General features: G+C 34.7%; 29 protein-coding genes, 1 pseudogene and 1 riboswitch. Of the genes and pseudogenes, 5 read left to right on the forward strand and 25 right to left on the reverse strand.

The features are described 5' to 3' along the window. Positions 1-210: 210 nt before the first annotated feature. From CN326_RS13640 to CN326_RS13695, 11 genes and pseudogenes are all read right to left on the reverse strand, one after another. A complete protein-coding gene (locus CN326_RS13640) occupies positions 211-2,340 on the reverse strand; it encodes a sigma 54-interacting transcriptional regulator (RefSeq protein ID WP_098309552.1) in 2,130 nt (709 codons plus the stop codon). 144 nt (positions 2,341-2,484) lie between these two features. Further along, a complete protein-coding gene (locus tag CN326_RS13645) occupies positions 2,485-2,733 on the reverse strand; it encodes a biotin/lipoyl attachment domain-containing protein (RefSeq protein WP_098309553.1) in 249 nt (82 codons plus the stop codon). 108 nt (positions 2,734-2,841) lie between these two features. Beyond that, positions 2,842-3,132: an SAV0927 family protein gene (locus CN326_RS13650; RefSeq protein WP_098309554.1), complete on the reverse strand. Its 291-nt coding sequence runs from the start codon at positions 3,130-3,132 to the stop codon at positions 2,842-2,844. A 24-nt stretch (positions 3,133-3,156) separates the two neighbouring features. After that, positions 3,157-4,452 carry a Glu/Leu/Phe/Val family dehydrogenase gene (locus CN326_RS13655; RefSeq protein WP_483295646.1) on the reverse strand — a complete coding sequence of 432 codons (1,296 nt, stop codon included), beginning with the start codon at positions 4,450-4,452 and terminating at the stop codon, positions 3,157-3,159. Positions 4,453-4,671: 219 nt separating this feature from the next. Continuing rightward, on the reverse strand, positions 4,672-6,021 hold the full coding sequence (locus CN326_RS13660) for an APC family permease (RefSeq protein ID WP_098309555.1): 1,350 nt from the start codon (positions 6,019-6,021) through the stop codon (positions 4,672-4,674). 510 nt (positions 6,022-6,531) lie between these two features. After that, positions 6,532-7,500, reverse strand: a complete 969-nt coding sequence (gene nrdF / locus CN326_RS13665; RefSeq protein WP_098309556.1) for a class 1b ribonucleoside-diphosphate reductase subunit beta — start codon at positions 7,498-7,500, stop codon at positions 6,532-6,534. 198 nt (positions 7,501-7,698) lie between these two features. Then, the gene (locus CN326_RS13670; RefSeq protein ID WP_369680116.1) at positions 7,699-8,649 is read right to left on the reverse strand and encodes a ribonucleotide reductase large subunit; all 951 of its coding nucleotides are present in this window, start codon (positions 8,647-8,649) and stop codon (positions 7,699-7,701) included. A gap of 385 nt (positions 8,650-9,034) precedes the next feature. Continuing rightward, positions 9,035-10,162 (reverse strand): annotated as a pseudogene (locus tag CN326_RS13675) (ribonucleotide reductase N-terminal alpha domain-containing protein); the annotation flags it as partial. Further along, a complete protein-coding gene (nrdI, locus tag CN326_RS13680) occupies positions 10,149-10,508 on the reverse strand; it encodes a class Ib ribonucleoside-diphosphate reductase assembly flavoprotein NrdI (protein ID WP_098309557.1) in 360 nt (119 codons plus the stop codon). The gene nrdI and the pseudogene CN326_RS13675, both read right to left, overlap by 14 nt. A 609-nt stretch (positions 10,509-11,117) precedes the next feature. After that, positions 11,118-11,435, reverse strand: a complete 318-nt coding sequence (locus CN326_RS13690; RefSeq protein ID WP_098309558.1) for a hypothetical protein — start codon at positions 11,433-11,435, stop codon at positions 11,118-11,120. Between the two features lie 148 nt (positions 11,436-11,583). Continuing rightward, entirely contained in the window at positions 11,584-11,778 is a 195-nt protein-coding gene (locus CN326_RS13695; RefSeq protein WP_098309559.1) for an abortive phage infection protein, read from the reverse strand. 139 nt (positions 11,779-11,917) lie between these two features. On the opposite strand from CN326_RS13695, the gene CN326_RS13700 reads away from it, so the two are divergent. Further along, positions 11,918-12,475, forward strand: a complete 558-nt coding sequence (locus CN326_RS13700) for a GNAT family N-acetyltransferase (RefSeq protein ID WP_098309560.1) — start codon at positions 11,918-11,920, stop codon at positions 12,473-12,475. A gap of 54 nt (positions 12,476-12,529) precedes the next feature. Here the strand turns inward: CN326_RS13700 and CN326_RS13705 are convergent, their stop codons facing one another. Both CN326_RS13705 and CN326_RS24655 read right to left on the reverse strand, forming a co-directional pair. Continuing rightward, positions 12,530-13,129 carry a histidine phosphatase family protein gene (locus CN326_RS13705; RefSeq protein WP_098309561.1) on the reverse strand — a complete coding sequence of 200 codons (600 nt, stop codon included), beginning with the start codon at positions 13,127-13,129 and terminating at the stop codon, positions 12,530-12,532. Between the two features lie 58 nt (positions 13,130-13,187). Next, positions 13,188-13,346: a hypothetical protein gene (locus CN326_RS24655; protein WP_098309562.1), complete on the reverse strand. Its 159-nt coding sequence runs from the start codon at positions 13,344-13,346 to the stop codon at positions 13,188-13,190. A 251-nt stretch (positions 13,347-13,597) separates the two neighbouring features. On the opposite strand from CN326_RS24655, the gene CN326_RS13715 reads away from it, so the two are divergent. Next, on the forward strand, positions 13,598-13,783 hold the full coding sequence (locus tag CN326_RS13715; protein ID WP_098309563.1) for a YkvS family protein: 186 nt from the start codon (positions 13,598-13,600) through the stop codon (positions 13,781-13,783). A 44-nt stretch (positions 13,784-13,827) separates the two neighbouring features. Here the strand turns inward: CN326_RS13715 and queF are convergent, their stop codons facing one another. From queF to queC, 4 genes are read right to left on the reverse strand one after another with little or no spacing between them, the layout of a single operon-like run. Continuing rightward, entirely contained in the window at positions 13,828-14,325 is a 498-nt protein-coding gene (queF, locus tag CN326_RS13720; protein WP_098309564.1) for a preQ(1) synthase, read from the reverse strand. A gap of 29 nt (positions 14,326-14,354) precedes the next feature. Further along, positions 14,355-15,071 carry a 7-carboxy-7-deazaguanine synthase QueE gene (gene queE, locus CN326_RS13725; protein ID WP_098309565.1) on the reverse strand — a complete coding sequence of 239 codons (717 nt, stop codon included), beginning with the start codon at positions 15,069-15,071 and terminating at the stop codon, positions 14,355-14,357. After that, positions 15,064-15,558, reverse strand: a complete 495-nt coding sequence (gene queD / locus CN326_RS13730; protein WP_098309566.1) for a 6-carboxytetrahydropterin synthase QueD — start codon at positions 15,556-15,558, stop codon at positions 15,064-15,066. The genes queE and queD overlap by 8 nt, the downstream gene beginning before the upstream one ends. Beyond that, the gene (gene queC / locus CN326_RS13735; RefSeq protein ID WP_098309567.1) at positions 15,558-16,220 is read right to left on the reverse strand and encodes a 7-cyano-7-deazaguanine synthase QueC; all 663 of its coding nucleotides are present in this window, start codon (positions 16,218-16,220) and stop codon (positions 15,558-15,560) included. Before queC ends, queD begins: the two co-directional genes overlap by 1 nt. 94 nt (positions 16,221-16,314) lie before the next feature. Further along, positions 16,315-16,358: riboswitch (PreQ1 riboswitch) on the reverse strand. A gap of 234 nt (positions 16,359-16,592) precedes the next feature. On the opposite strand from queC, the gene CN326_RS13740 reads away from it, so the two are divergent. Further along, positions 16,593-17,801, forward strand: a complete 1,209-nt coding sequence (locus CN326_RS13740; RefSeq protein WP_098309589.1) for an ATP-binding protein — start codon at positions 16,593-16,595, stop codon at positions 17,799-17,801. A 10-nt stretch (positions 17,802-17,811) separates the two neighbouring features. Here the strand turns inward: CN326_RS13740 and CN326_RS25090 are convergent, their stop codons facing one another. The 4 genes from CN326_RS25090 to CN326_RS13760 form a co-directional block, all read right to left on the reverse strand. Continuing rightward, positions 17,812-17,928 carry a DUF6254 family protein gene (locus CN326_RS25090; protein WP_098309568.1) on the reverse strand — a complete coding sequence of 39 codons (117 nt, stop codon included), beginning with the start codon at positions 17,926-17,928 and terminating at the stop codon, positions 17,812-17,814. 180 nt (positions 17,929-18,108) lie between these two features. After that, on the reverse strand, positions 18,109-18,642 hold the full coding sequence (locus CN326_RS13750; RefSeq protein WP_098309569.1) for a DinB family protein: 534 nt from the start codon (positions 18,640-18,642) through the stop codon (positions 18,109-18,111). Between the two features lie 140 nt (positions 18,643-18,782). Then, positions 18,783-20,477, reverse strand: a complete 1,695-nt coding sequence (locus tag CN326_RS13755) for a M3 family oligoendopeptidase (protein WP_098309570.1) — start codon at positions 20,475-20,477, stop codon at positions 18,783-18,785. A 202-nt stretch (positions 20,478-20,679) separates the two neighbouring features. Next, positions 20,680-21,126 (reverse strand): MarR family winged helix-turn-helix transcriptional regulator, encoded by a 447-nt coding sequence (locus CN326_RS13760; RefSeq protein WP_098309571.1) that lies wholly within the window; start codon positions 21,124-21,126, stop codon positions 20,680-20,682. Between the two features lie 172 nt (positions 21,127-21,298). Between CN326_RS13760 and CN326_RS13765 the strand changes: the two genes are divergently transcribed. Further along, complete coding sequence (locus CN326_RS13765) at positions 21,299-22,795, forward strand: ATP-binding protein (RefSeq protein WP_098309572.1); 1,497 nt, start codon at positions 21,299-21,301, stop codon at positions 22,793-22,795. Between the two features lie 26 nt (positions 22,796-22,821). Here the strand turns inward: CN326_RS13765 and CN326_RS13770 are convergent, their stop codons facing one another. Beyond that, on the reverse strand, positions 22,822-23,103 hold the full coding sequence (locus CN326_RS13770; protein ID WP_098309573.1) for an aspartyl-phosphate phosphatase Spo0E family protein: 282 nt from the start codon (positions 23,101-23,103) through the stop codon (positions 22,822-22,824). A gap of 495 nt (positions 23,104-23,598) precedes the next feature. On the opposite strand from CN326_RS13770, the gene CN326_RS13775 reads away from it, so the two are divergent. Continuing rightward, entirely contained in the window at positions 23,599-24,372 is a 774-nt protein-coding gene (locus CN326_RS13775) for a divergent polysaccharide deacetylase family protein (RefSeq protein ID WP_098309574.1), read from the forward strand. A gap of 26 nt (positions 24,373-24,398) precedes the next feature. Here the strand turns inward: CN326_RS13775 and cbpA are convergent, their stop codons facing one another. The 3 genes from cbpA to CN326_RS25095 all read right to left on the reverse strand — a co-directional run bounded on the left by cbpA (position 24,399) and on the right by CN326_RS25095 (position 26,092). Then, a complete protein-coding gene (gene cbpA / locus CN326_RS13780; RefSeq protein WP_098309575.1) occupies positions 24,399-25,025 on the reverse strand; it encodes a cyclic di-AMP binding protein CbpA in 627 nt (208 codons plus the stop codon). A gap of 160 nt (positions 25,026-25,185) precedes the next feature. Continuing rightward, entirely contained in the window at positions 25,186-25,815 is a 630-nt protein-coding gene (locus tag CN326_RS13785) for a class II aldolase/adducin family protein (RefSeq protein ID WP_098309576.1), read from the reverse strand. Positions 25,816-25,969: 154 nt separating this feature from the next. Then, positions 25,970-26,092, reverse strand: coding sequence for a hypothetical protein (locus CN326_RS25095; RefSeq protein ID WP_255258129.1), 123 nt, complete (start codon positions 26,090-26,092; stop codon positions 25,970-25,972). Positions 26,093-26,348 lie beyond the last annotated feature (256 nt).

A 26,348-nucleotide genomic window follows, 5' to 3' on the forward strand; every position in this document is an offset into this window, starting at 1 on the left:
ATATAATCCCCCTTTGTCGATCGTTCATATATTATATAAGCAATAATTGTGCCAACATTTAAAATACCAAGTAATCATACAAAAACTGACTATTTCTTCAAATAAAACATATGAACTTATGCGTTTTTGCATAAGTTATTACATTTTGCATAATTACAACAAAAATAACAAAGAGAAAGGAGTAGTTCATGTAAACTTCCCCTTTCTCTTTTAGAAATATGAAATTGTATCAACTGCTATTTCCTTTTCATTCATGATTTTTTGATATTTACGACTAACCGAAGATTGACTAATTCCAAGAGCTTTTGCGGCCTTCGTCGTTGTTTTATACTGCTTCATCGCAAGTAAGATTAATTGCTCTTCTACAGAATGTAATGCTTCTTGTAATGGTAAGACCCTTGTAATAACTGGCTTTGATTTTTTAAAGTCATAACCAAGGGTTAAAAATTTGCTAACAAATTCAGCTTCAATAACTGGCTCATCTGCTGATACTACTAAACGTTCAATCATATTTTGTAATTCTCGTACATTTCCAGGCCATGAATAAAATTCTAGTAAATTCATTGCATCTGGAGTTAAATGGTAGTTTTTATTATATTTTTCATTTAATTGTTGTAAGAAATGAAATGCGAGTACTGGAACATCTTCCATTCGTTCCCTTAACGGGGGAACATGCAGTGGAATTACATTTAAGCGATAAAATAAATCTTCACGGAACGTACCAGCTTCCACCATTTTTTCGAGACTTTTATTTGTGGCCGCAATAATTTGAACGTTTATTTTCGTAGGTACTGTGCTTCCGATTGGAATTACTTCTTGCTCCTGTAACACCCTAAGTAATTTCACTTGCAAATGTAAAGGCATTTCTCCAATCTCATCCAAAAATAAAATTCCTTGATCCGCTCGCTTAAAATATCCTTCCTTTCCATTTTTATCAGCACCGGTAAAAGCACCTTTCGTATATCCGAACAGTTCACTTTCCAATAATGATTCTGGAATTGCACCGCAATTTAATTTTAAAAACGGCTTTGAAGATCGATTTCCCAGTTGATGAATTGCTTGGGCAATTACTTCTTTTCCAACACCCGATTCTCCAGAAATAAGAACATTAGAAGAAAAATCAGCTATTTTTTTAGCTTGATTAATAATTTGTTCCATTTTCGGACTACAATAAATAAGTTTCTTAAGAAAACGATCTTTATTTTTATAGTTGTCCAATTCCTTCTTATATTGTTCAGATATCTTTTTCATCTCATGTAATTCCGTCTTTAATCTCGTTGCCTCTGTAATGTCCCTTGATGCAATAATAATACGATGCAGTTCACCGGTTTCACTAAACACAGGGTTTCCAACCGCTAATATTTTTCTGCCACTTTTTGTTTCTTGTACAATCGATACCTTTTTCTTTTGTTCGAGTACCAAACGAGTAACAGATGGACTAAATAAACCTTTTCGCTCTAAATCTAAAAGATTTTCCCCTAAAAGATCCTTTAAATCTCCTCCCCAGAAATCATTGATAATGGTTTCACTATAACGAATTAATTCTCCTTTAGGATTAACTACTAATATTTCATCATAAATACTAGATAAGATTGCGTTTAAATCTTTATTTAAATCCTTTATATATTCAATTTCCATGGCCATTTCCTCAACCATTGGTAAATCTTGTACAATAATAACCAGTCCTTCAATACTTTGATCGAGACTAGGAATCGGACTGTAATCAACTAATACTCCCATCTCATTTGTTATTTGTAACTGATTTAAAATCGTTTTTCCCGTTGCATATACATTGTTAATATGTTCCCCACTAAAAATCTGTTCTGCTGGTACATTCAGTACTTTTTCAGAAGTAGACTTAATCATCTTTAAACCAGATTCATTACAATTTACAATTTTCTTTTCCCGGTCTACCACAAAAATCCCCATAGGAATAGACATTAAAATGATTTTTAGTATATCTACACTTTTATTTTCTTGCTTAAATAATTCTGCAAAAACATCCTCTCTTCTTATATATCCTTTTAACTCTCCTATTTCATTTTTCACAATTGCAATAGGCGCCCCAATAATTTGAAAGAGAGCTGTTAAGGAAATAATTTTGCTAAGGTGACAGATTGTATCTAGTGAAACAGCATTTGAAAGTAATACTTGGGCAGTTAATCCCTCATTTCTTGATAGCAGATCCTTCACATGGACGTATGCAAATAATTGATCTTCCCTTTTTAAAAACAGAAAAGGTTCTGTTATATTTTTAACATCTATATTCCATTCCTTTTCAGGTTGATCAATAGGTAGAGAAACAATCTGTCTAATTTTTTTATGAGCAATGGAAAACATTCCGCTACCCCTCCTTTGAACTACTTAACTTGTATTGTATCACTAAAAACAGATTTTTTTAATTAATCCGATAATAAACTTTTTTCCTTTAAATTTATTAAAAAAAGGAAGATGAATGCTTCCATCTTCCTTTTTGTTCTCTAATTAATCACTACCACTAATTAAAATATCTTCTTGAATATAAGCTAATACCATCCCTGGAATTACCTTATCTCCTGCTTCTACTTCTAAAGATTGTACTTCTCCACTACATCCCATTTTAATTACTTCCAGCTGCCCATTCATATCTTTAATAGCAAACAGTTGTTCCCATTCGTAAATTCGGGAGTCCTTATCAATAGACACTTTTTCAACCGTTCCATAGCACGGGCTCGTAACGATCTCATAATACAAAATGAATCATTCCCTTCTTTTATTCTATTAATATTGTTCTGCCAATGTTTGTGACTGAGGAATCATATGGAAAAAACCCCTAAAATATCATTCCCTTCTTTTATTCTATTAATATTGTTCTGCCAATGTTTGTGACTGAAGAACCATATGGAAAAAATTTCGAAAATCTTCTACATCTTCTCCTTCAATCCCTAACTTAGGTGCCCAATATTGTTCCTGTTCAATATCTTCTTGACTTAATAAAATCATTCTTCCATTCTGAATAGAAGTAACCATTGCTTTTCCCAAAAATTGCTGTGAATACGTAACGGCTATATCATATCGATGACAATTCGACACGATACAATAATAACCGATTGGTTGTCTTTCAATTTCTTCTAATAAAATATCAAGCTTCATTTTATTCCTCCCTTTGTTAAAAGGTTAAAAATGCAACCAACCTCTTAGGCGCGATGCCTCCACAATCTTACGAACTCCCTCTATATAAGCAGCAATTTTCATATTTACTCCAAAATGTTTTGAAGTATTGAATACATCAGAAAAGCTAGATGTGATTTTCTCCTTTAAGCATTGGTCGACATATTGCTCTGTCCAATAATACCCTTGGTTATTTTGACACCATTCAAAATAAGAAACAATAACACCTCCAGAGTTTGCTAGAATATCTGGAACAACCAAAATGTCTCTCTCTTCTAACATTGTGATCGCCTCTTTTGTTGTTGGACCATTTGCGGCCTCAATTACAATCTTACATCCAAGCCTTTCTGCATTATGTTTCGTAATCACTCCTCCAATTGCTGCTGGAATGAGTACATCACATTCTTTTTCTAACAACTCTTGGTTAGAGATTGTTTTACTAAAGAGGTTTGATACTACTCCAAACGAATCTCGATTTTCTAGTAAATAAGGAACATCCAAACCATCTGGGTTGTAAATGCCACCTAAAGCATCAGATACTCCTACCACTTTCACACCAATATCATATAAATATTTTGCTAAATGACTTCCAACGTTTCCAAACCCTTGAATGATTACTCGCATATTTTGAAGTGAAATATGTTTCAGCTCACTCACTAGCTGAAGTGTATACAATACCCCTTTAGAAGTAGCTGTTTCTCGCCCTTGTGATCCTCCTAGCATCAATGGTTTTCCAGTTATAAAGCCTGGGGAATCAAATTCTCTAATATGATCATATTCATCTAGCATCCAAGCCATAATTTGAGCATTTGTATACATATCAGGGGCTGGAATATCTTTAGTAGGCCCAACAATTTGGCTCACTGCTCTTACATAACCGCGACTAAGTAACTCTAGTTCTCTAGAACTCATCTCCTGCGGATTACAAATAATCCCGCCCTTTGCCCCTCCATATGGAAGGCCCGTTACTCCACATTTCAAACTCATCCAACCAGCAAGCGCTTTTACTTCCTCAGCTGTAACATCTGGATGAAACCGAATACCACCTTTTGTTGGCCCTGCTGCATCGTTATGCTGGGCACGATACCCTTGAAATACTTTTGTGCTTCCATCATCCATTCGAACAGGAATGCTTACTTCTAAAAAGCGCATCGGCTTTTTAAGAAATTCGAATACTTCCTCTGGATAACGTAAAATCTGGAGTGCCTCTTTTAATATAGACTGAAATTCCTCTAAAGGATTTTCAATCTCAACTTTCTCCTGCATAGATTGAGTTATATTTTTTTCTGACTGAATTGCCACGATAACACCTCATTTATATATTTTTACTAGTTTTATAAAGCAATAAGCGTGCCAAGTAAAAATATAATGTTTATATTCCCTTTTCATCCTTCCCTCTGGAACTGATTTACAAATTTTCTCTTGTTCCTTATGAATTGTTGAATGACTTATGCAATATTGCATGATTTTAAAATCCCCAAAATAAAAAACATCGGAAAAATTCCGATGTTTTTTGTTATTCTATATTTCCTGTACTTCTTCAAAATGCATTTGCGGCGGAGCTGCCCGAAACATGTTCGTAATATATAAAAGGTAACCGATTCCAACTGCAGCCCAGCTAAGTCCAAGAATAAGCGAATGAATATTGAGGTTAAACCATAACACAGCTACTGTACCTGCTCCTAAAATAGGAAGAACTAAGAAATTTAAAAAGTCTTTTACTGTTTTATATCTTTTTTGCTTTATAACATAGTAAGCAATTACAGATAAATTAACAAATGTAAATGCAATAAGCGCTCCGAAGTTAATAAGAGATGCTGCTGTTTCTAAATCGATAAATATAGCGGAAAGTGAAATAATTCCCACAATAATAATGTTATATACGGGAGTTCGCAAGCGAGGATGAATGTATCCGAATATCTTCTGCGGGATTACATTATCTCGCCCCATTACGTATAATAATCGCGACACACTTGTATGAGAAGCTAAACCTGATGCCAATGTTCCCATAAATGTTCCTACTAAAAAGAATGTTTGAAATAATTTTCCTCCAACGAATAGCGCAATTTCCGGTGCCGCTGATTCTTGATCTTTAAATACGGATGCATCTGGGAAAAAGGATTGTGTGAAGTACGTAGTAACAATAAATAAAATTCCGCCAATTAAAGCGGTAAGAAAAATAGCCCGAGGAATTGTCTTCTTCGCGTTTGGTGTTTCTTCTGAAAATGTAGTTACAGCATCGAAACCTAAAAATGAAAAACAAAGAATTGTGGCCCCTGCAACTAACGGCGATATTTGTATATCTGATTGAAAAAACGGCTGAATGGAAAAAACTTCTCCAGTTCCTTCTCCTGCTATCAATCCTTTTATAACAAGAACTACAAACACAACCATTACTAATATTTGAAACACTACTAAGAATGTATTGAAATTGGCAGTAACATTTATACTAATAATATTTATCAGTGTAATCAGTAGGACAAATCCAACGACCCATAACCAAGAAGGAACACTTGGAAAAAGTGCGGACATATAAATCCTCGTTAATAGCGCGTTTACCATTGGTAAAAACAAATAATCCAATAACGCTGACCATCCAACAAGAAATCCAAGCCTTGTACTAATTGTCTTCTGTGTATAAGTATAAGCAGATCCCGCAGTAGGAAAAACCTTTACCATTTTGCCGTAGCTTGCAGCTGTAAATAACATTCCTGCTAATGCAATAAGATAAGCTCCTGGAACATGCCCGCCCGTTTTTTCAGAAACGATTCCAAATGTATCAAACCCCACCATCGGCGTCATATACCCGACACCTAGCATGACAATTGACCAAAGTCCTAATGAACGTTTTAAACCAACTACTTTTCCCACCTATCATTCCTCCTACTTTCTCTATCTAATTTCCATGTAAAGTTTGATAATTAAACAGAAAACGCTTTCAATAAACCGTGTATGTTATATATCGCATTCCAAAACCCCTCCTTTTATTTTTTAAATATTCATGCAATTTTCGAGCCAAAATTTTCTTGTTCAAAAAATTGAGAGGATAAGCCAATTTTCACGCTTCAAAGATACAACAGGTGAGATTGTTTTCTTTAAATTTTTTGTTGGTTTTTTATTCATTTTGACATAACTTATTCAGTCTCTCATACCACTACATACACGTGAAGTAAAACTTTAATCAGTCGAAAAATAACAAATTTATCAAGAAATAAAGTGAAACTTCCGTCAGTGGGGGCTTCATCCCCCCACCTATCTTCTTTGCTTCTCTCTGAATCTTGAGGTGGGGGTCTTACTGCCCGCGAATAGCAGGATAATAACATTATGTAAAGCCAAAAAAGCTGCCTTTATATGAAAGACAGCTTTTTTCAATCCTATCTATTAAAAATCAAATACGAAATCATCATCTGATAATTTTTCAACATTTGTTGCTTTTACATAACCGTTCCCTTTTACAGAGAAGAAATCATGATTTTTCGTATCAGTACGTAAACCATTTAACACAATTGGATTAATTTCTTCTTCTTCAAAATGCGGTTCTAATCCTAAGTTCATTAGCCCTTTATTCGCATTGTAACGAACAAAACGATTCACATCTTCCACAAGACCAATAGATGTATAAATTACTTCTGTGTATGCTGTTTCAATTTCATACAGTTCCACTAATAAATCCATCGTTTCTTTTTGCACTTCTTGTTGTTCTTCAGCAGAAAGCTCTGCAAAAACTTGCTGTGCTAAAATACCGACGAATACGCCGTGAATGGACTCGTCTCTGATTATCAAGTTGATAATTTCACCACTCGCTGTTAATTTTCCTTGTCCAGCTAAGTAAAGCGGATAAAAGAATCCACTATAGAACAAGTAGCTTTCTAAAAACACACTTGCTACCATTGCCATGTATAGCTCTTTTTTCGTTACATTTGGCTTTAACAAGCGGTGGTAATATCTTGTTATAATACCTGCTTTTTTCTCAAGTAATGGATGCGTATCTACCCATTCAAAAATTTCATCAATTTCTTCTTCACTTGCTAATGTCGTAAAAATGTGACTGTAACTTTTCGCATGCACTTCTTCCATAGCACCCATGAACGCAAGTACACTTTTTGCCTGTAAGTTCTCAAGATGCACAAGAATAAGAGGCATCCCCTCGCCGCCTTGTTTTGTATCAAGAAGCGTTAAACCACCTAGCACGCGCTTATACGCCTGTTGTTCTTCTTTTGATAACTGCACCCATGTATTTTTGTCAGAAGAAACAGCGATCTCCTCTTCTGTCCAAAACTGAGCGATGTTTTGCTTCCAAAACATTAAACTAAAATCGTCTTCTTTTTTGTTCCAGTTTACCGCGCGCATTGAATCGCCCCTTCTTTATATTGTTACATCGTCCTAACGTACGGTAAAACTTCCATTTCATAATGAAAATCTAACCGCGCGTTAGAACGTAAATTTAATAACTAAGCATGAGCAGGGTGTTTCTGCCCCTGCTCATGATGATACTCTATAGTAAATACTACTTGTACAATTTGTTTCTTCTCTTTCAAAAGCAACTCATCATACAGTGCAAGCTACACACTCTTCAACGCTTAACTTACGTGTTCTTGTATAATACAGGCTCTTCAGTCCTTTTTTATGAGCATAAATATAGTAACGTGCTAATTCACGAGTAGAAATATCGCTATTTACATAAAGAATTGTACTAATCCCTTGGTCAATATGCTCTTGAATTTCTGCGATTAAATCAATCAATTTAAACTGATTCATATCGTAAGAAGATTTATAATACCAGAACGTATCTTTTGATAAATACGGCATTGGATAATATGTTGTTGCATTCGCATACGTTCTTGATTCGATTTGACTTACGATTGGCATTACACTTGAAGTTGCATTTTGAACATAGCTGATCGATTGTGTTGGAGCAATGGCTAATCGATATGAATTATATAAACCATGCTTCTGTACTTGTTCTTTTAAGTTTGTCCAGTTTTCTTTTGTTGGAATGTGGATTCCTTCAAATAACTGTTGTACTTTCTCAGTTACTGGACTGTAATCTGTTGTTTCATACTTCTCAAAGTATGTTCCTTTTGCATAATCCGATTTATCGAAGTCTTTAAATGTTTCGCCCTTCTCTTTCGCAATTTCCATACTCTTTTCGATGGAGTAGTAGTTAAGCATCATAAAGAATGTACGAGCAAATTCTTTCGCTTCTGCGCTTTCATAAGCAATTTTATTTTTTGCTAAATAACCATGTAAGTTCATCGCTCCAAGACCGACAGAATGAAGCTCATCATTTGCTTTTTTCACAGTCGGTGCATTTGGAATTACCGTCATATCAGAAACAGCTGTTAAAGCTTCCATACCTGCATGAACTGCTTCACGAATTTCTTTATTCTCCATCACATTCACGATATTTAATGACCCTAAGTTACAGTTAATATCACGGCGGATAATGTCATCTGTACCATAATCATTGATTTCGGATGTTTCTTGTAACTGGAAGATTTCAGTCTCTAATGTTCAACTGAGATCGCTACTCTCAGCCCGTTGTTGCTTACACAACTGCTGTATGTCACCATACAGGACAGACTATATCATCACCTACAGCATAACCTGATTAGGTGCTCCGCTTTTCGAGCGCCAATTGCTTGCGCCCTACTCCCATATGGGATAGTCGTTAGGCATTTACTTATCTTAGTCTTTCAGAAAGTCTCTTATCATTTCATGCTGTCTCTTTTTAATTTTACATATGCAAAATGATAAGATACGCCCTGAATAAAACAACTTGTTCTAAGATAAGATTTAGCACGGTAGGTTACCTCTAATTAAGGCTTTCCCCGTTTAACGGAGTTTTCGACTAGCATTTCTACTAGAAGGTGCTACATAGTTAACACAAGTTAGACATCTTCACAGTTCCAATATCCTTTAACGGATGTTGTTTATTCGCATTTGATTTAAACATTAAGTATGGATAACCAGACTCAAGCTGAATCATCGCAATTTTAATGAGCATATCGCGTGCACTAATATCCAGTGGTTTCTTTTTGATATTCGGATTGCTCATCAGTTCGTCATACATTTCATCTATATCGATATCATCTAAATGTTTTCCGTACTCTTTATACACTGTATAAGGTGCGAAAACATGGAATGGTTCGTTTTTCTCAGCAAGCTCAAAGAACTTGCTTGGAACGATAACTCCGATTGAAAGAGATTGAATACGACTCTTCTCGTCGGCATTTATTTTTTTTGTATCGAGGAACTCAATAATGTCCCAATGGAAAATATTTAAATATACTGCTCCAGCACCTTTTCTTTGGCCGAGCTGATTCGCATACGAAAACGAATCTTCAAGCAATTTCATAACTGGTACAACACCACTTGCTGCGTTTTCAATACCTTTAATTTGTTCACCGCGCGCGCGCAGCTTGCTCAAGTTAAGCGCTACACCGCCGCCGATTTTTGATAACTGCATCGCCGTATTAATATTAAATCCAATTGAGTTTAAGCTATCATCCATCTCTAACAAGAAACAAGACACCATTTCTCCTCTTCTGCTTCTTCCCGCATTTAAAAAGGTTGGTGTCGCTGGCTGATAGTTTTGTTTTACAATCATACTTGCGAATTGTTTCGCCTTCTCAATATTCCCTCGTCCTAAATATAACGATACGATTGCTACGCGATCCGGATAGCTTTCTAAGTATTGTTTTTGATCATTCGTTTTTAACGCGTAATCTTTATAAAACTTAGATGCCGCCATATAAGATTGAAATTCGAAATTTTCGCCATATGTGATATCGTATACAGCTTCCACCTCGTCCATCTTATATTCGTTTAACACATCATAGTAGTAATCGTGCTCCAACATATACTCGATGCGTTCTGCCACGCTATCAAAATGAACGGTATTCTCTTTCGCTTCTTCCATAAAGACTGCTAGTGCCTCTTTATCTTTGTGCAGCTGATAGAAACCGTCCTGCATTTGCGTGATCTCGTTATTCAATTCAATATGTCGCAATCTCCAGCACCCTCTCTTTAAAAAATTCTACATCTTTATTTGTTCCAGATAACTCAAATTTCGATACAATCGGCACTTCATATCTCGTTGCAATCTTGTCTGCACTTGCCCCAAACATATCTCCCCAATTGCGATTTCCGCTTGCAGATACTCCTTTTAAGCGATTATGATTACGTTCTAAAAATTTCAAAACACGTTCCGGCACATTTCCAAAACCTGTTGTATACGTAATAAGAATATATTCTTCATCTAATACGAGATTTTCATTAATTTGAACGGCCGGCATATTTAATTTGTGGATGAAACGCTTCACGTTTCCTGTCATAGAATCATATGCAACTAACATCTCCGACCCTCCTCTTACATCTTTTCACATTATGTTCGCTCTCGATGATTTCTCCATATATTGTATTACTTTTTGAAAAAGGACACAAGATATATGTATAATTTCTTTCTTTTTAAAATTTTATTTTCTTCGACAGAAACAGCCGATCTTTTTACAATACAAAGAATATGAAACAACATTCTAAAACGCATGTCAATAAAGTGTATTTCAAAAAAGTTGTCAACGGATTTACCCACATTTCCAAAAAAGTTAACAGTATAAAATTGTCAAAAAAAGAAACATCCCTACGAAATCTATTGTTCATTTGTCATAAAAAAACGAACAATTTCCTTATTAGAAACTGCTCGAAACCGGTTACACATTTTCTATATTATGCCCATCTTCTTTTTTAAAAAGAGACAGTTCCATTCAACGTAAGAGATTTTCTTTTTAATAGTCGTTACTAAAAAACTCACAATCTATCCTTTTTGTTGTAAATTTCCGGTTCATTTACAACAAAAAGGATAAAAATAATGAAATGACATTCTATTTACTGATGCTTTGAAAAAGAAAAATGCGCAGCATATCGTAAACATATGTACGCGCAAAAAAAAACACAAAAAACGAATCCTATTCATTATTTTTTACGTACACGATGTCCTTCACAAATATATGATAGAAATTTTCATCTTTACATTGCATCGTAAAAATAGGTGATTCTTCATCGAAATACGCAATCGTACCTTTAACTTTTTGAATAGAATTTTGAAGCTTAGCTGCTACAAGTACAGTTTGTTCTTGTTCATATGCTGTTCTTAGTTGTTGAATGATCCCCTTCATTCGCTTTCGCTTTTCAGGAAACATAACCATCCCAACAAATTTCCTTCCTTTCTCATCTTTCCAAAAATAATCCCAATGCGGAAGTATTCCTTGCTTAAACTCTCCCATATAAGCTCCCCTCCTTATCTTTATCTCACCCTTTTTGACAGTTAGCGCATACCTATCTTCTTTAGGTAGACAATAACTGTCAAAAAAAGAATTTACTTGTTTTAATTAGCAAACAAATACATTAGCGTTTAAGTAGCAGGTAATTGACTTACGAACGAGGCATTTCCATATATGTATAGATAATTTCTCCCCCGCCCTGTGCGTTACCGCGAAAATGTTTAAAATCTTGGCGTTCTACTAAAACTTCACGAAACGTATTAAAGACTTCTTTTGTTACAACATATTCTTCTATTTCTTTATTTTTCAGTTGATCTAAGATCATATTTACTTGCTGTTTATCCATGCCGTTCACCTCTCTATATTACTTTTATTTTACGATTCTTCCCATCTATCGACAATACTCTTTTATCCTAAAATAGCAAATCATTTCTTATCATGCTAACTCTTATGATACAATAAAACGGACAACCAGGAGGGATAACATGATTCGGAAAGCAAAACAAACAGATACTAAAGCAATATCTCCTTTATTGTATAACGCACTGCATGAAGTTGCTGAAAAATTAACAGGTGGTACAACTGAAACCGAAGTTCTAGAAGGTTTAGAGTATTGGTTTACAAAAAAACAAAACCGACTCAGTTATGAAAATTGTTTCGTTGAAGACCGTAATGGAAATGCAGTTGGTGTTATTGTAACCTACCACGGAAGTGAAGCAACAAAGCTAGATACCCCAATTGTAAAACGATTACGAAAAATGAAACAAGATTCTTCTATTATATTAGAAAAAGAAGCCGAAGAAGATGAATATTATATTGATACCTTGTCTGTTTCATCTACACATGGCGGACAAGGTATCGGTTCAAATTTAATCCTTGCAGCTGAAACACACGCTCGAGAAAAAGGACATAAAAAAATTTCATTGTTAGTAAACTTAGAAAATAAGCCTGCATTTTCTCTCTATAAAAAGCTTGGCTATAAACAAGATAACACAATTACGCTCGTAGGCGAACCATATGCTCATTTAATTAAGCGTGTATAATACAAAGGCACNNGTGCCTTTGTATTATACACGAGGCATTACGCCTATTTTGCTTCATGTATACGTTACAAATACATTTCCTTCTATTACTTCGTGAAAAGTATAAATTGTACATCCCCACGGTTGCGTCTGAAACAGCAGCGGTCCATGCCATCCTCGAGCACGCAGCTCCTTACCAATCATCGTATTAAAATAACTATGTCCAATAAGAGCAACTCGCTGATATACATTTGCATATCCGATCAATACATCCGCTGCTTGCTTCGCTCTTTTTTGTACTTCTAAGTATGATTCAACATTCTTCGAATAACCGACCATCCAAAATGCACGACCTAAAAACATCCATACATTCGGTTTATATTTCATCCATCTTGGTACAGGTAAAATAGAAGGAATAGCAGCTTCGCGAAAAAGTGGATTCTGAATAAAAGTAATATTGTTAGTCAACATTGTTGCTGATTGAACAGCTCTTTTTTGATCACTTGCCACTATAAACTTGGAGGCTTCAATCACTTCGAGCGTTTTACTTGGAATGTCTGTGTCTCTCATAATATCTTCATCTTCATATCTTTGCAGCCATTCTTGAAATTCTCGTACTGTAATCGCTTTTTTGTGAACACTAGAGCGTCCATGACTTATGAAAGAAATTTGCATCTTTCTCACTCTCCGTTCAACATGCTTCACATTATATTATTACAAATCCATACAGGTCTCATTCAGTGCTCCCATCTTCATGACTAGAAAAAGAAGATACACTATCAACTCCCTCATAGTATATGTATGTTTCATGTTCTCGAATCATTTTTAATTTCGTATATGCAAACAGAAATAAAAGAATAGCTATCAAGCTCCCCACAATCTCAAGTGCCATTTTATCGCCCCCCGTTTCATTATACTCCCATATACTCATGTTACAATTATGAATATGAGTTTCTTACATACATGTTACAATTATGAATATGAGTTTCCTACTATGAATTTCTTGTGAAAAATTAGTATTTTTTTCAAAAAATTTTCATGGAAACATTTACAAAAGATGAAATATCGTTCAAAATAAAGAAAAATACAAAAAGAACGAATCTTGTTCTCTTTTTCGTAAAAATGTAACAAGGAGAGTTGCTTATGAAAATCGCAGAAGCTGGAGATATCATTGAATTCAAAGACGGTTTACAAGGGCGAGTTCAAAAAGTAAATAAAAACTCTGTTATTGTAGATATAACAATTATGGATAATTTTAGAGAGTTAGATATGGAACCGCTTACTGTTGTCAATCATAAAAACTATACAATTATTACGCAACATGCATAGAATACTAGAAAAAGAGGCAGCCTACAAAGCTGCCTCTTCTTTCTTTAGCGATTATCTACTGTTTCTGGATATAAATCATGATTCATTAAACGATATTCAGCCATTTTTTCATATTTTGTACCAGGACGTCCATAGTTACAATATGGATCAATAGAAATACCACCACGTGGTGTAAATTTACCCCATACTTCAATGTAGCGAGGGTCCATTAGTTTAATTAAGTCATTCATAATTACATTCATACAATCTTCATGAAAATCTCCATGATTGCGGAAACTAAATAAATATAACTTTAACGATTTACTCTCCACCATTTTTTGCTCTGGAATGTAGCTAATGTAAATTGTCGCAAAATCTGGTTGTCCCGTTTTCGGGCATAAGCTTGTAAACTCCGGACAATTAAATTTTACAAAATAATCACGGTTCGGGTGATTATTATCAAACGTTTCTAAAATTTCCGGGCTATATTCAAATAAATATTTTGTATTTTGATTTCCCAGTAATGTTACATCTTTCAAATCTTCATCTTGTCTTCCAGCCATCTTAAAATCTCCCTTCATTCATACAGTAATTATACACCGCGTTTATTGCCCCACACTAAAGCGTGAAGTTGCGGCAATACTTTCGCGTCATTCATTTCCTTACATTGTACTGCTTTGTCAATGAGCCATTCATATTTTGTAAGCAGACGTTGAATTAACGATGCATCGTCTGTCGTCTGCGTATCATCATTTCCAACTTGTAAGAAGAATGGAACGTGCGGATAACGTTCATGCACCTCTTTTGCATATACAAAATCTCGATCGTCAAATACAACCACTTTTAAACTAAATTCCTTTCCTTCTAGCTTATCAATGATTGAATCCAACATAACAAAATCCGTTGTCATCTTTGAACTCGGTGGCTTTGGTGAAATTGTTACCTCATCTATATGAAGTAACCAATCTTGCCATTTACTTCCTTGCGTTTCAATTGCTGTACGAATCCCTTTCTTTTTTAGTAAAGAAATCAATTCTCCTAAATGTTTCAACAACGCTGGATTCCCACCTGAAATCGTTACATGCGAGAAATTTTCACCACCAATTTGCACCAGTTCAGAAAAAATTTCTTCTGGCGGCATTTGACGAATTTGCTCTTTCGCAGAACCATCCCATGTAAACGCAGAATCACACCATGCGCAGCTATAATCACAACCAGCTGTGCGAACAAACATTGTTTTTTGTCCAACAACCATTCCTTCTCCTTGAATTGTCGGCCCGAAAATCTCTAACACAGGAATGTTACTCACCGATCATCCACTCCCGTCTTACTTCTGCATAACTTGTTGGTGTTTCAAATAAGCGCACAAACTCAACACGCGCTCCTTTATATTCATTTTGTCGATCACCTTTTGTTAGCGCCTCTTCCATTTTCTCAAAAATCCATACAACCATATTTTCAGCAGTTGTATTCATTGCTGGAAGTGTTTCATTTAAGTAACGATGATCTAAATATATTTCAATTTCATTTTTCCAAATTTCTTTTATATCACCAAAATCAATCGCTAGGCCAATTTCATTGACATAACCACTAATTCCGAAAATTACTTTATACGTATGTCCATGAAGGTTTTTACATTTCCCTTCATAACAGTGTAGATGATGTGCAGCATCAAACGTAAATTCTTTACTAACCATAACGCGCTTATTATGATACTTTAGTTGCTTACGATCAATGTCTTGATCGATTTTTTGTAGATTTTCAACAATGCGAAATCCAAAGAAGTCTTGTGTCATTATGCTTTCGCTCCTTTACGCTCTTGTACATATTTATCAAGTCCTGCTTTACGAAGCTGACACGCTGGACATTCACCGCAACCATCACCAATAATCCCGTTATAACACGTTAACGTTTTTTCACGAACAAACTCAAATGCCCCAAGTTCATCTGCCAATTTCCACGTTTCTGCTTTATCAATCCACATAAGCGGTGTATGAATAACAAATGGATAATCCATTGATAAATTTAATGTAACATTTAACGATTTCACAAACACATCACGGCAATCTGGATACCCGCTAAAATCTGTTTCACACACGCCTGTTACGATATGACGCGCTCCTACTTGTTTAGCTAACACAGCTGCAAACGATAAGAACAATAAGTTACGTCCATCCACAAATGTCGACGGCAACTCACCATCTTCATGTGTAATTTCCATATCTGTACGTGTTAACGCATTAGGAGCAAGCTGATTTAACAAGCTCATATCAAGTACGGTATGCTTCACACCTAATTCTTTTGCAATTTCAGCCGCACAGTCAATTTCAAGTTTATGGCGCTGATTATAATTAAACGTTACTGTTTCTACTTCTTCAAACTGTTCAAGCGCCCAAAATAAACATGTTGTACTATCTTGACCGCCGCTAAAAACAACAACTGCTTTTTCCTTTTTCATTTCACTCATTCTCCTCTTTTTTCGATTACAAGAAGAAAGAGCGTTCTTGAACTGTCATACTAAAAAAACAAAACAATATATAAAGAATATTGTTCTCTCCTTAGTTTTTTATAGAGGGAGTTCGCGAACCTCTCCCATGCTATGCATGGACTGTCTTCTTCAATTTGCATCTTTCATTGTAACATAGCAGGTGTATGAGTGGGAAACGTCTGTTTTTTCTATTTTTTCTAAAAATAATATTTCATTTTCTTTCATATTAATAGTATGATAATTTTAGATGTCGCATCTTTCACTTCTCACAACAAGGAGGTTTTATAGCTGAAGGTTTTTATTATGTACCTCTTCTTAAATATATTGTTTATTCTGGTTACAATGTTAATTTATCATTTATTTTGGAGCGAAAAAGGAAATCACTCTCCGAAGCTCAATTCGTTTGTATTTGTCCTCTCTTGCAGCATTACCACTATTCTCTGTATGTCATTTGCTGCAAAAGTTGACTTTGGATTTCAATTCGACTTCCGGCATATCGTGCTAATTGTCGGAACATTATCTGGTGGCCCAGTAGCAGGTGGTATAATTTTTAGTGTTATGAATCTTTATCGTTTTTTTATTGGCGGGAGCGGTGCCCTACCTTCTTTCATAGCATCTATCGCTTTGTACATTTCTCTTATTGCAACATACAAAACATATGTAAAAGGAAAAATAAGACCAAAAATGTATTTAGCTTTTTTTTACTGCCTGATTTTTGGCATCGTTTGGATTCCTTATTTTCTATCTATGGCTCCAAATCCAACGAACTATATACCTTATATCATTACATACGAATTATGCGCAATCATAGGAACTATTTTAATTTTATACTTAATGGACGTATTACAATCGCAAGTTCGTCTTGCAAAAGAACTTGTAAATGCTGAGAAATTTCAATTAATTGGTGAGATGGCTGCTTCAATCTCCCATGAAATCCGAAACCCTCTTACATCAACGAGAGGATTTCTTCAATTGCTACAATCAAAAAACTATTCAGAACAAGACAAACTGTTGTACTTAGACATCGCTATACACGGTATTGACCAAGCCAACCATGTATTAACAGACTATTTAACATTCGCAAAACCAAGTATTGAAAAAATACAAACGTTACAGTTAGAAGAAGAATTACTTCATGCTCTTACGCTCATGACACCATTAGCGAACCTTTCTAACGTTCGTATTCATTATACGAAACAAAGTAAAATATTTTACATAACGGGAGAAAAACAAAAGCTTAATCAATGTCTTTTAAACATTGTAAAAAATTGCATTGAAGCGATGCCAAACGGCGGAGACCTTACATTTACCTTAACACCCGCTCATAAACACATCCAATTACATATTCAAGATACCGGAATTGGTATGAACAACGAACAAGTAAAACGCCTCGGTTCTCCTTTTTACTCTACAAAAGAAAAGGGTACAGGTCTTGGAATGATGGTTGTGTTTAGCGTTATAAAAGCAATGAACGGAAAAATTGATATCTCTAGCAAGAAAAATGTTGGAACCTCTTTCCTTCTTACATTTCCTTTAACAGAAAAACCGTGATGCAACTGCATCACGGTTTTTTCGTTTCATCCACAAGTTCTGCAAAAGTCTTCACTTTCCCATGTGGCTGCTGATGTTCTTTTCGCGCTTTCCATTGTCGTTCTTGCTCCTTCTTTTTATTTCCCATTATCTCAACTCCTTTTAAGATGTCCTTATATATGTTCCAACATATAAAGTAGGAATATACATACGTGAAGTGATAGAAAATTCATGGAAATTGAAACAACAGTGGTGCATGTCGCCTGCAAGTACTCTAAATCATTCATAAAAAAACTTCCATCAGGACACCACTGATGGAAGTTTCACTTTATCTTTGCAAAATTGAATGTTTCGCTTCTTTTAACTGTGTAAGATGACGTTGTTCATGTAAATCTAAAAATTGTACCCATTGATATAAATTAAGCTCATCAAATATAGGGTGTTTGAGCGATTTTTCAAATAGTTCTTTTTCATTAACAATACTATGAAGAACATGCAAAAGCTTTTCTCTTGAACTTTGCAGCAATTGAATCATTTGTGCTTTTTTCATTAACGTTTCTGTTGGTTGCATTTGCTGAGGGGCTTCTCTCTTTCTTGTTCGATCGAGTGTAACTTGAAGGTCTTGTAGTGGAACAACTTTTCTTTCGTTTTTATGAAGTGCATATACAATTGCGGATGTAACAGATTGTTCACTAAGGTGAAGGTGATGTAAAACTTGCATAATGCTCCATTTATCACGGCGCGGTTTCGTATTAATTTCTGTATCTGTTAACATTTCAATTTCTGATAAAAGCATCTGTCTTGTAGACGACATTCCTCGTAACAACGTCTCCATGTTCATATTTGCATAAGATTGCACCATATTTCTCCCTCCTATTTGGTTAAAAAGAGGCGCTTCTTCTAAAGAAACACCTCTTTTTAAATTATTCTAAATTTTCTTTTATTATCTCATTTTTCCAAACATGTGTCGATTGCAAATTCATAAAAAACAGTGTATATTTTTTACAATTTTGTGTCATCTACTCCATCTAACCACGCATGAATTTCATCGATAACGCCCTTCACACATCCATCAGCAAATGGAGAAGTTAAATTTGCCGTTTCAACTAATTGTAAGAATGATTTACTTCCGCCTTGACGGCAAAGATGAACATAATCTCCCCATGCTTCTTGACGATTCTCTCTAGAGCGTTTCCAAAATTGAAGCGCACAAATTTGTGCTAACGTATAATCAATATAATAAAATGGTGAATTGTAAATATGCGCTTGACGTTGCCAAAAGCCTCCGCGCTCTAAATAATCATTTTCTTCATAATCACGGTGCGGTAAGTACTTTCTTTCAATCTCACGCCAAGCTGCTTTACGCTCAGTTGGTGATGCTTCTGGATGTTCATATACAAAATGCTGGAATTCATCAACAGATACACCATATGGTAAAAATAGTAAAGCTGAACTTAAGTGCGAGAAGTAATATTTCTCCGTATCTTCTTCAAAGAATAATTTCATCCACGGCCATGTGAAAAACTCCATGCTCATCGAATGAATTTCACATGCCTCATACGTCGGCCAATTATACTCTGGAATTTCATAACGGCGGCTTTCATATACTTGGAAAGCATGTCCTGCTTCGTGCGTTAACACATCAATATCACCAGACGTTCCGTTAAAATTTGAGAAAATAAAAGGTGCTTTATAGTTTTCAATATATGTACAATAGCCTCCGCCAGCTTTTCCTTTTTTCGCTACAAGATCAAGTAAATTATTTTCTAACATAAAGTTAAAAAATTCATTTGTTTCTTCTGATAGTTCTCTATACATTGTTTTGCCGTGGTTCACAATCCAATCCGCATCACCTTTTGGTACAGCGTTACCAGATGCGTATTCAAAATTCTCATCATAATACGCAAGTTTCTCTACCCCAATGCGCGCCTGTTGCCTTTGTCTAAGTTCTGTTGCAACAGGAACAATGTAATCAAGCACTTGCTTACGGAAATTTGCAACCATCTCTGCATTATAGTCAGTACGATACATTCTTGCATATCCAAGCTCTACAAAATTGTTAAAGCCCAGTTTCTTCGCAATTGCCGTTCTTGCTTTTACAAGTTCATCATAAATACGGTCTAACTCTTCCTCATGTCCTGCTAAAAAACCATAATATGCCTCACTTGCTTGTTTACGCATATTACGATCTGTGTGCTCCATAAACGGAACAAGTTGTGATAATGTTCGCTCTTCTCCTTCAAACAAAATTTTAGCTGCCGCTAATAACTGTGTATATTGAGAAGATAATTTATTTTCTAACTGTAAATCTGCTACCACGTCATCAGAATATGTCTTCATTTCAGCCTCTGCAAGTGCAAAGAGCTGCGTACCATAATATTCTTCTAATTGTTTTCGAAATGGGGACTGTGTTAATGCCTCGTAATACTTTGTCACATATCCTTTCACAATTGGAGAATACTCATCAAAGAAATCTTGTTCTTCTTTATAGAATTCATCTGTCGTATCTATACTGTGACGAATATAACATACGTTATACATAGTGCTGAAGTCATTGCGAATTGCATTAATATGTGCAATCACTGCCTTTTGTTCTGCCGCTGTTTTTGCATTCTTGAATTGCTGCAAAGTTTCGGTAAATCTTTCTTTCACTTCGTCCATATTTGGACGTTTGTAGTCATAACTCTCAAATGACATACAAATAGCTCCTTTCTCTTCTTAAAAGCATTCTCGTACTATTATTCCATATATTTTGCAAATCCCCTTTATTCATCAGCAAAATTCATCCTACACGCATTTTAAAATTCATACATTTTAATTTCCAACTTGAGATACAGTGAAAATTCCACAATACTGTCCGCGAAATAAAAAACCTTTGAACTGTGCATTCAAAGGTTTTTTATTTCTCATATTTCCCTATCTTCTTTAACAACGTTAATAGTTGATCTTTCTCATCCTTTTTTAACATATGAAATGATTCATGTATGACTTTTTCATGATTCGGAAAAATATTGGAAATCAATTGTATCCCTGATTCTGTTAAATGAGCATAAATGACACGCCGATCATTCGGACAAGGCTTTCGCTCTACAAGTCCTTTTTTCTCTAATTTATCAACAACATATGTAATACTACCGCTTGCAATTAAAATTCTTTCTCCAATTTGTTGCAATGGTTGATCTCCCTTATGATATAACAGTTCTAGCACTGCAAACTCTGTTGGATTTAACCCGTTACTTTGAATAGATTTATTAGCGGTATCCATAACCGAACGGTGTACGCGCGATAAAGCGATAAATACTTTCAATGATTTAGAAATATCTTCCTTTTCATACTGAGACGTCATAACTCTTCAATCCTTTACTAAATTTCTTTTCAAATAGTGATATTATATCGAATTTCAAAAACACTGCCTTGTTTCAATATATTACAATAAAAAATAATAAAAACATATAAAAGCACTGCATATTTAAGAGTGTTTATATATAATAAAAATAAAAACAGAAGGGGTAGCAATTTTGAACGTAAATTTACGCAACACATTTTTATATATTTTGTTTGTTATATTGCCAACTCTTTGTATTAGCGCTCTCTTTTTTTCATACCACAAATATACAATGCAGCGCGAAAATGAACAGGCAGCTCATACAGTCGTATTTTTATATAGAGACTATTTAGATCGTTATCTAGGAGAAGCAACATCTGCATTAGAAATGCTTGCCATGGTTATTAGCGCAACAGCGAACGATAATAATCAAATACAACAAGTCCTACAGAATGCAGATGAAAGAGACCCTCGCTTTTCTGGTCTGTATTATGCGAATACAGATTTTAAAATTACAGTTGCGTCATCCAGTTTAAAAACAAATATTGATATCGCCGATCGTTCTTATGCACAAGAAGCTTTGAAAAATAAACAGACAACGGTTTCATCTGCACTTACTGATCGTGTTTCTGGACATCAAGTCATTGTGATTTCTACTCCTGTTCTCGATAAGAACAAAGATGTTTCTGGACTCCTTGTAGCAAGTTTACGATTTGACTATATTGCAGCATCTTTAAATGCAATCAAACCAAAATACCATTTTGAAGTGCTTGATAAGCAGGGAATTTCATTTTTACAAGATGATGATCACAAATTTGCTCAAAAAAACACAAAAAAAATTACTGTTCCATTAACAAGATTACCGTGGAGCGTTACTATTTATCCGTTACCTATTCAACAAACCGTTCTATATCGGAACGTCTTTACGGAATTTTTAATAACATTATTTCTTATGAATATTTTATTTTTAGTGATAAAGTATATGCTTCTGAAAAGACAAACAAAATTGGAAAGAAAACAAAATGAAGTACAAAAACTGGAATTAGTTGGCTCTTTTGCTGCAAGTACAGCTCACGAAATCCGCAATCCTCTTACAGGCATTAAAGGACTTGTTGCTCTTTTAAAAGAAAAACATACAAATGAACAAGACCAATTTTATTTCTCGGTTATTGAACAAGAAATTGAGAGGATTAATGAAATTGCCAGTGAATTCCTTATCCTTGGCAAACCAACTGCTATTATTGAAAAAACATACGATTTAAGAGACATTGTAAAAGAAGTTTCGTTAATTATTCAATCTGAGGCAAATTTACATAATGTTCAAATTTCCATACATATGCCAGAACATCCAATTCTTATTCGTTGCTCAAATGATCATATCAAACAAGTTATTTTAAATATTACAAAAAATGCTTTTGAGGCAATGTCATTAGGTGATACATTGACAATTACAGCAGAAGCAAGTGGAAATATAGCTCAATTACGTATTATAGACACAGGGAAAGGAATTCCAGAACACATCCAAAAACATATTTTCCATCCATTTTTTACAAACAAAGATACAGGAACAGGACTAGGACTTGTCGTATGTAAAAGAATCGTTGAAATGTATAATGGTCAAATTACGATTAAAAGTAAAGAACATACAGGAACAACTGTATGCATTATACTCCCGCTCCATTCACCGTAATCATCCCTTTTTTTATACGGGGATGATTATTTCATAAATGATGTAATAAACATTCTCCAAAACATATTCGATTTCACACTATATGCCATTTTTAAAAATGGCGTTTTTAGCATTAAAAGCCATTTCGATACTTTACTCTCTTTGTAACGTTGATATTTCATAATAAGCATGTCCAATTCCTGACTTACTTGAATTGTCTCTATGCTATTAAGTCCATTTGTAAGCCCTAAATGAATCATTTCTTCTCGCTTCACATTAATATCGCACAAAAGCTTGTCCATTGTAGATTTCCGTTTTGCTACAAACATACATATCCCCCTCGATATTCTTCCGTAATCTGTATTCCTTTCTTATTAAAAATGGAATTTTCTGTTTCTTTACCTATCAAACACGAACATTCAGAAAATTAAACATTTTATCCCTGTAATTTACAAATCTTTATCCTCACCTTGAGAATTATTACAAATTATTCTATCTTTGTAAATACATTCGCAATAATAGACATTTTTTTTGTTTTATTTTAGCTAAAACCTCTCTCAATTATGATTTTCCCTCTTTTTTACAATTGTATTTTCGACATTTTGTGCGATTAAATTACTTCAAAACGCGAACGATAACAGTAGATTATCATTTTATCTCGCATTAACAAACAATCACCCCATCTCAAGATTATGAGGAATTAAAGAATATAGATGGGTCTACCATCTACTAATGGTAGTTTCATCCTATTCATTTAAACCGAAAATGGACAATCTCTCGTCTATTGATGGGTGTTTTGTATTATTAAGAAGGGAGAATCTTACATGCGAAAATATGTTGTTATCTTTTTACTTACGGCACTACTGCCAATCATAACTTTTTCTGTACCGACCTACGCTCATACAAATAAAGTAGCGATTGTCATTGATGACTTTGGAAATAATATGAAGGGAACAGAAAAAATGTTAGCTCTTCCTATCCCGTTAACCGTTGCAGTTATGCCATTTCTTCCATCTACAAAACAAGATGCAACGTCAGCTCATCAAAAAGGACACGAAATTATTATCCATATGCCAATGGAGCCTGTAAAAGGAAAAAAAGAGTGGCTTGGTCCAAAAGCTATTACAACAGACTTAAGTGATGATGAAATTAGAAGTCGTGTCAAACAAGCAATTGAAGAAGTTCCATTTGCAATTGGAATGAATAATCATATGGGGTCAAAAGCAACTGCTGATGAAAGGGTCATGCGTATTATACTATCAGTTTGTAAAGAACATGGTCTCTTTTATTTAGATAGTAAGACAAGTCCGAACAGCGTTGTAAAAAAAATTGCTGAAGAAATTGGTGTACCTACTGTAGAAAACAAACTATTTTTTGATGATGTATATACTTCTGCTCACGTAACAAAACAAGCAAATTCTCTATTAAAAAAAGTGGAAAAAGAACCTGTTATGGTAGCTATTGGTCATGTTGGACCACCAGGTGAAATTACCTCTTCCGTCATCCGATCTTATATTCCAAGAATTCAAGAAAAGGCTGATTTCATCTTCTTATCTGATCTTGTATCACCAGCACCACCTATTTCTTCACAAAAATAGAGAGAGGCTTCTGCCTCTCTCTATTTCTAAATACGGTCTACATGACTAACTCGAAAACCTTTTTTCTCTAATCTCGCCACTAATGTTTCTAGCTCTTTTTCATCCAAATCCTCTGTAAGATTAACAATAACACGCCTTATATATTGATCACCATTATCTAACGTAAATAAACCACCGATATTATAAGACTTTAATAATGTGCCAAGCTCTTTAATGATTCCTTTAGATTCATGCGTCGCTAACGTTAATATATACCCACCCGTATTCATTCCAAATGAGTCTTCAATCACATCAAAAATATTAGAATGTGTTAAAATACCAACAAACTCATGGTAATCATTTAGTACAGCTAGAAATGGCAGTCTACGAATTGTATAAAAAGCTCGAAAGAAAGAATCACGTTCAAAAATAAATGCTTGCTCATTTTCCATTATCTCAGAAACACTTTCTTTTTTTCCTTCTTTCTCCCTACATTTATTCTCTAACATATCTACTTTATAAACAATCCCCTTGAAAGTCTTACTATCTTCTGTTAAAACAGGAATCGCTCTGTATCCGCTACAATCCATTATCTCTAACGCCCGCTCCGCATCTTCACTCTCAGAGCAAGTCACAACTTGTTGCTTCGGAAGAAAATGATATTTAACTCGCAAAATACGTTCCTCCCCACATGACGACATGTAATCTATATATAATAAGGAGAGCCGTATTTTATGAGTAAAACTTCATTTATAAAAACGCTTTCATTTTTAAAGTTACCTTGTACCTTATCCCACTGCTCTTTAGGCATTTCTACCTAAAGAGGACTTTCAATTAAATAACTGAGCTTTTTGTTCCTTTAATCATTAACAGTTTTACATGATAATTCATTAAATACTCTAATCCTTCTAACCATTTTTTCGTTTCTTCTGGCGTTGTTCCCCATACAATTAATCCGTAATTATGAACAAGCACAGCTCCGCCACCCTCGGTAAAGCAAGGCACACTCTCTTCTAGCAAATTCGCAAATTTACTTTCATTTTCTACAATTGGAATTGTAATACCTGTAATACCTTCCTTACCAAAAACACGTTCTACATTTCTTTGTTCAAATGTTACTTCTCCTTCTTTTCCATATAACTCAGACATTAAATGACTATCAACTGTTTGTACTTGTAAAATGCATTCTGCCTGACTTTTCTTATAAATATCTGCGTGCATAAATGATTCAGAAGCTGGTTTCTCATCGATCGCAAATACTGGTTCACACGTACTATTGACTACAATAAAATCATCCTCCACAAATAGTCCTTTATCTTTTCCTTCTATATTAACTAAAAACGTAAGCGGATCTTTAGACGTACGCATTGATAAGCTAATTTTTGTCCCATAAAACCAATCACGAAGAGCTAATTCCATCTTAATATCCCGTAATTCTTTCCATTTCTTTAAAAATAATAACATATTGTCACCCCCGTATTGTTATCTTCTGTTTCTATGTAAAAGGTAATATTTTTTGATAATTCACAAAATTTAATTGAATTATCACATGAGAAACCTTTTTTGTCAATACGCTTTTGCCATGTTCCATAAACTTTATCCAAATGAAAAGAGCCCTTTATAAGGCTCTTTTGTTCATCATAATTTGCAACATTGCATTCTTCTCTTGTTCATTAATAATGCGTAGTTTTTGTAGTATATGTGCATATATAATTACCTTCTCACGCATTCTTCCACTCACCTCTTCCCCTTCTTTCCCCTAACCAACTTTTTTTCTGTTGGTAAATTATATGACGCTCATGAAAAAATGTGTCCTTTTTTTACGCAAAGTCAACATCTTGCAAATGTTGTTTTTTTCCATATATATGCCTATACTATACTCAACAATGTAATTCTAAAGTCAACTACCCACCACTGAAACGCTAACGTGTTTTGATGTGGGGGCTTGCAAAAAGCTCTGGTTGTCTAGCCTCAGTCTTTTATAGACTCCGTTCGTA

This window comes from Bacillus sp. AFS018417, from assembly GCF_002560985.1.
Taxonomy (GTDB): domain Bacteria; phylum Bacillota; class Bacilli; order Bacillales; family Bacillaceae_G; genus Bacillus_A; species Bacillus_A rhizoplanae.

What these genes read in the sequence shown, in the direction of transcription:
- CN326_RS13785 (WP_098309576.1), bottom strand. Translation starts at nt 25,815, where the DNA reads ATGTTATTATTTTTAAAGAAATGGAAAGAATTACGGGATATTAAGATG.
- CN326_RS13640 (WP_098309552.1), bottom strand. Translation starts at nt 2,340, where the DNA reads ATGTTTTCCATTGCTCATAAAAAAATTAGACAGATTGTTTCTCTACCT.
- CN326_RS13760 (WP_098309571.1), bottom strand. Translation starts at nt 21,126, where the DNA reads ATGACGTCTCAGTATGAAAAGGAAGATATTTCTAAATCATTGAAAGTA.
- CN326_RS13700 (WP_098309560.1), top strand. Translation starts at nt 11,918, where the DNA reads ATGATTCGGAAAGCAAAACAAACAGATACTAAAGCAATATCTCCTTTA.
- CN326_RS25090 (WP_098309568.1), bottom strand. Translation starts at nt 17,928, where the DNA reads ATGGGAAATAAAAAGAAGGAGCAAGAACGACAATGGAAAGCGCGAAAA.
- CN326_RS13690 (WP_098309558.1), bottom strand. Translation starts at nt 11,435, where the DNA reads ATGGGAGAGTTTAAGCAAGGAATACTTCCGCATTGGGATTATTTTTGG.
- queC (WP_098309567.1), bottom strand. Translation starts at nt 16,220, where the DNA reads ATGAAAAAGGAAAAAGCAGTTGTTGTTTTTAGCGGCGGTCAAGATAGT.
- CN326_RS13650 (WP_098309554.1), bottom strand. Translation starts at nt 3,132, where the DNA reads ATGAAGCTTGATATTTTATTAGAAGAAATTGAAAGACAACCAATCGGT.
- queF (WP_098309564.1), bottom strand. Translation starts at nt 14,325, where the DNA reads ATGGCTGGAAGACAAGATGAAGATTTGAAAGATGTAACATTACTGGGA.
- CN326_RS13715 (WP_098309563.1), top strand. Translation starts at nt 13,598, where the DNA reads ATGAAAATCGCAGAAGCTGGAGATATCATTGAATTCAAAGACGGTTTA.
- nrdI (WP_098309557.1), bottom strand. Translation starts at nt 10,508, where the DNA reads ATGTTAGTTGCATATGATTCTATGACAGGAAACGTGAAGCGTTTCATC.
- CN326_RS13740 (WP_098309589.1), top strand. Translation starts at nt 16,593, where the DNA reads ATGTTAATTTATCATTTATTTTGGAGCGAAAAAGGAAATCACTCTCCG.
- CN326_RS13770 (WP_098309573.1), bottom strand. Translation starts at nt 23,103, where the DNA reads ATGTTTGTAGCAAAACGGAAATCTACAATGGACAAGCTTTTGTGCGAT.
- CN326_RS24655 (WP_098309562.1), bottom strand. Translation starts at nt 13,346, where the DNA reads ATGGCACTTGAGATTGTGGGGAGCTTGATAGCTATTCTTTTATTTCTG.
- CN326_RS13750 (WP_098309569.1), bottom strand. Translation starts at nt 18,642, where the DNA reads ATGGTGCAATCTTATGCAAATATGAACATGGAGACGTTGTTACGAGGA.
- CN326_RS13775 (WP_098309574.1), top strand. Translation starts at nt 23,599, where the DNA reads ATGCGAAAATATGTTGTTATCTTTTTACTTACGGCACTACTGCCAATC.
- nrdF (WP_098309556.1), bottom strand. Translation starts at nt 7,500, where the DNA reads ATGCGCGCGGTAAACTGGAACAAAAAAGAAGACGATTTTAGTTTAATG.
- CN326_RS13755 (WP_098309570.1), bottom strand. Translation starts at nt 20,477, where the DNA reads ATGTCATTTGAGAGTTATGACTACAAACGTCCAAATATGGACGAAGTG.
- CN326_RS13695 (WP_098309559.1), bottom strand. Translation starts at nt 11,778, where the DNA reads ATGGATAAACAGCAAGTAAATATGATCTTAGATCAACTGAAAAATAAA.
- queD (WP_098309566.1), bottom strand. Translation starts at nt 15,558, where the DNA reads ATGACACAAGACTTCTTTGGATTTCGCATTGTTGAAAATCTACAAAAA.
- CN326_RS13705 (WP_098309561.1), bottom strand. Translation starts at nt 13,129, where the DNA reads ATGCAAATTTCTTTCATAAGTCATGGACGCTCTAGTGTTCACAAAAAA.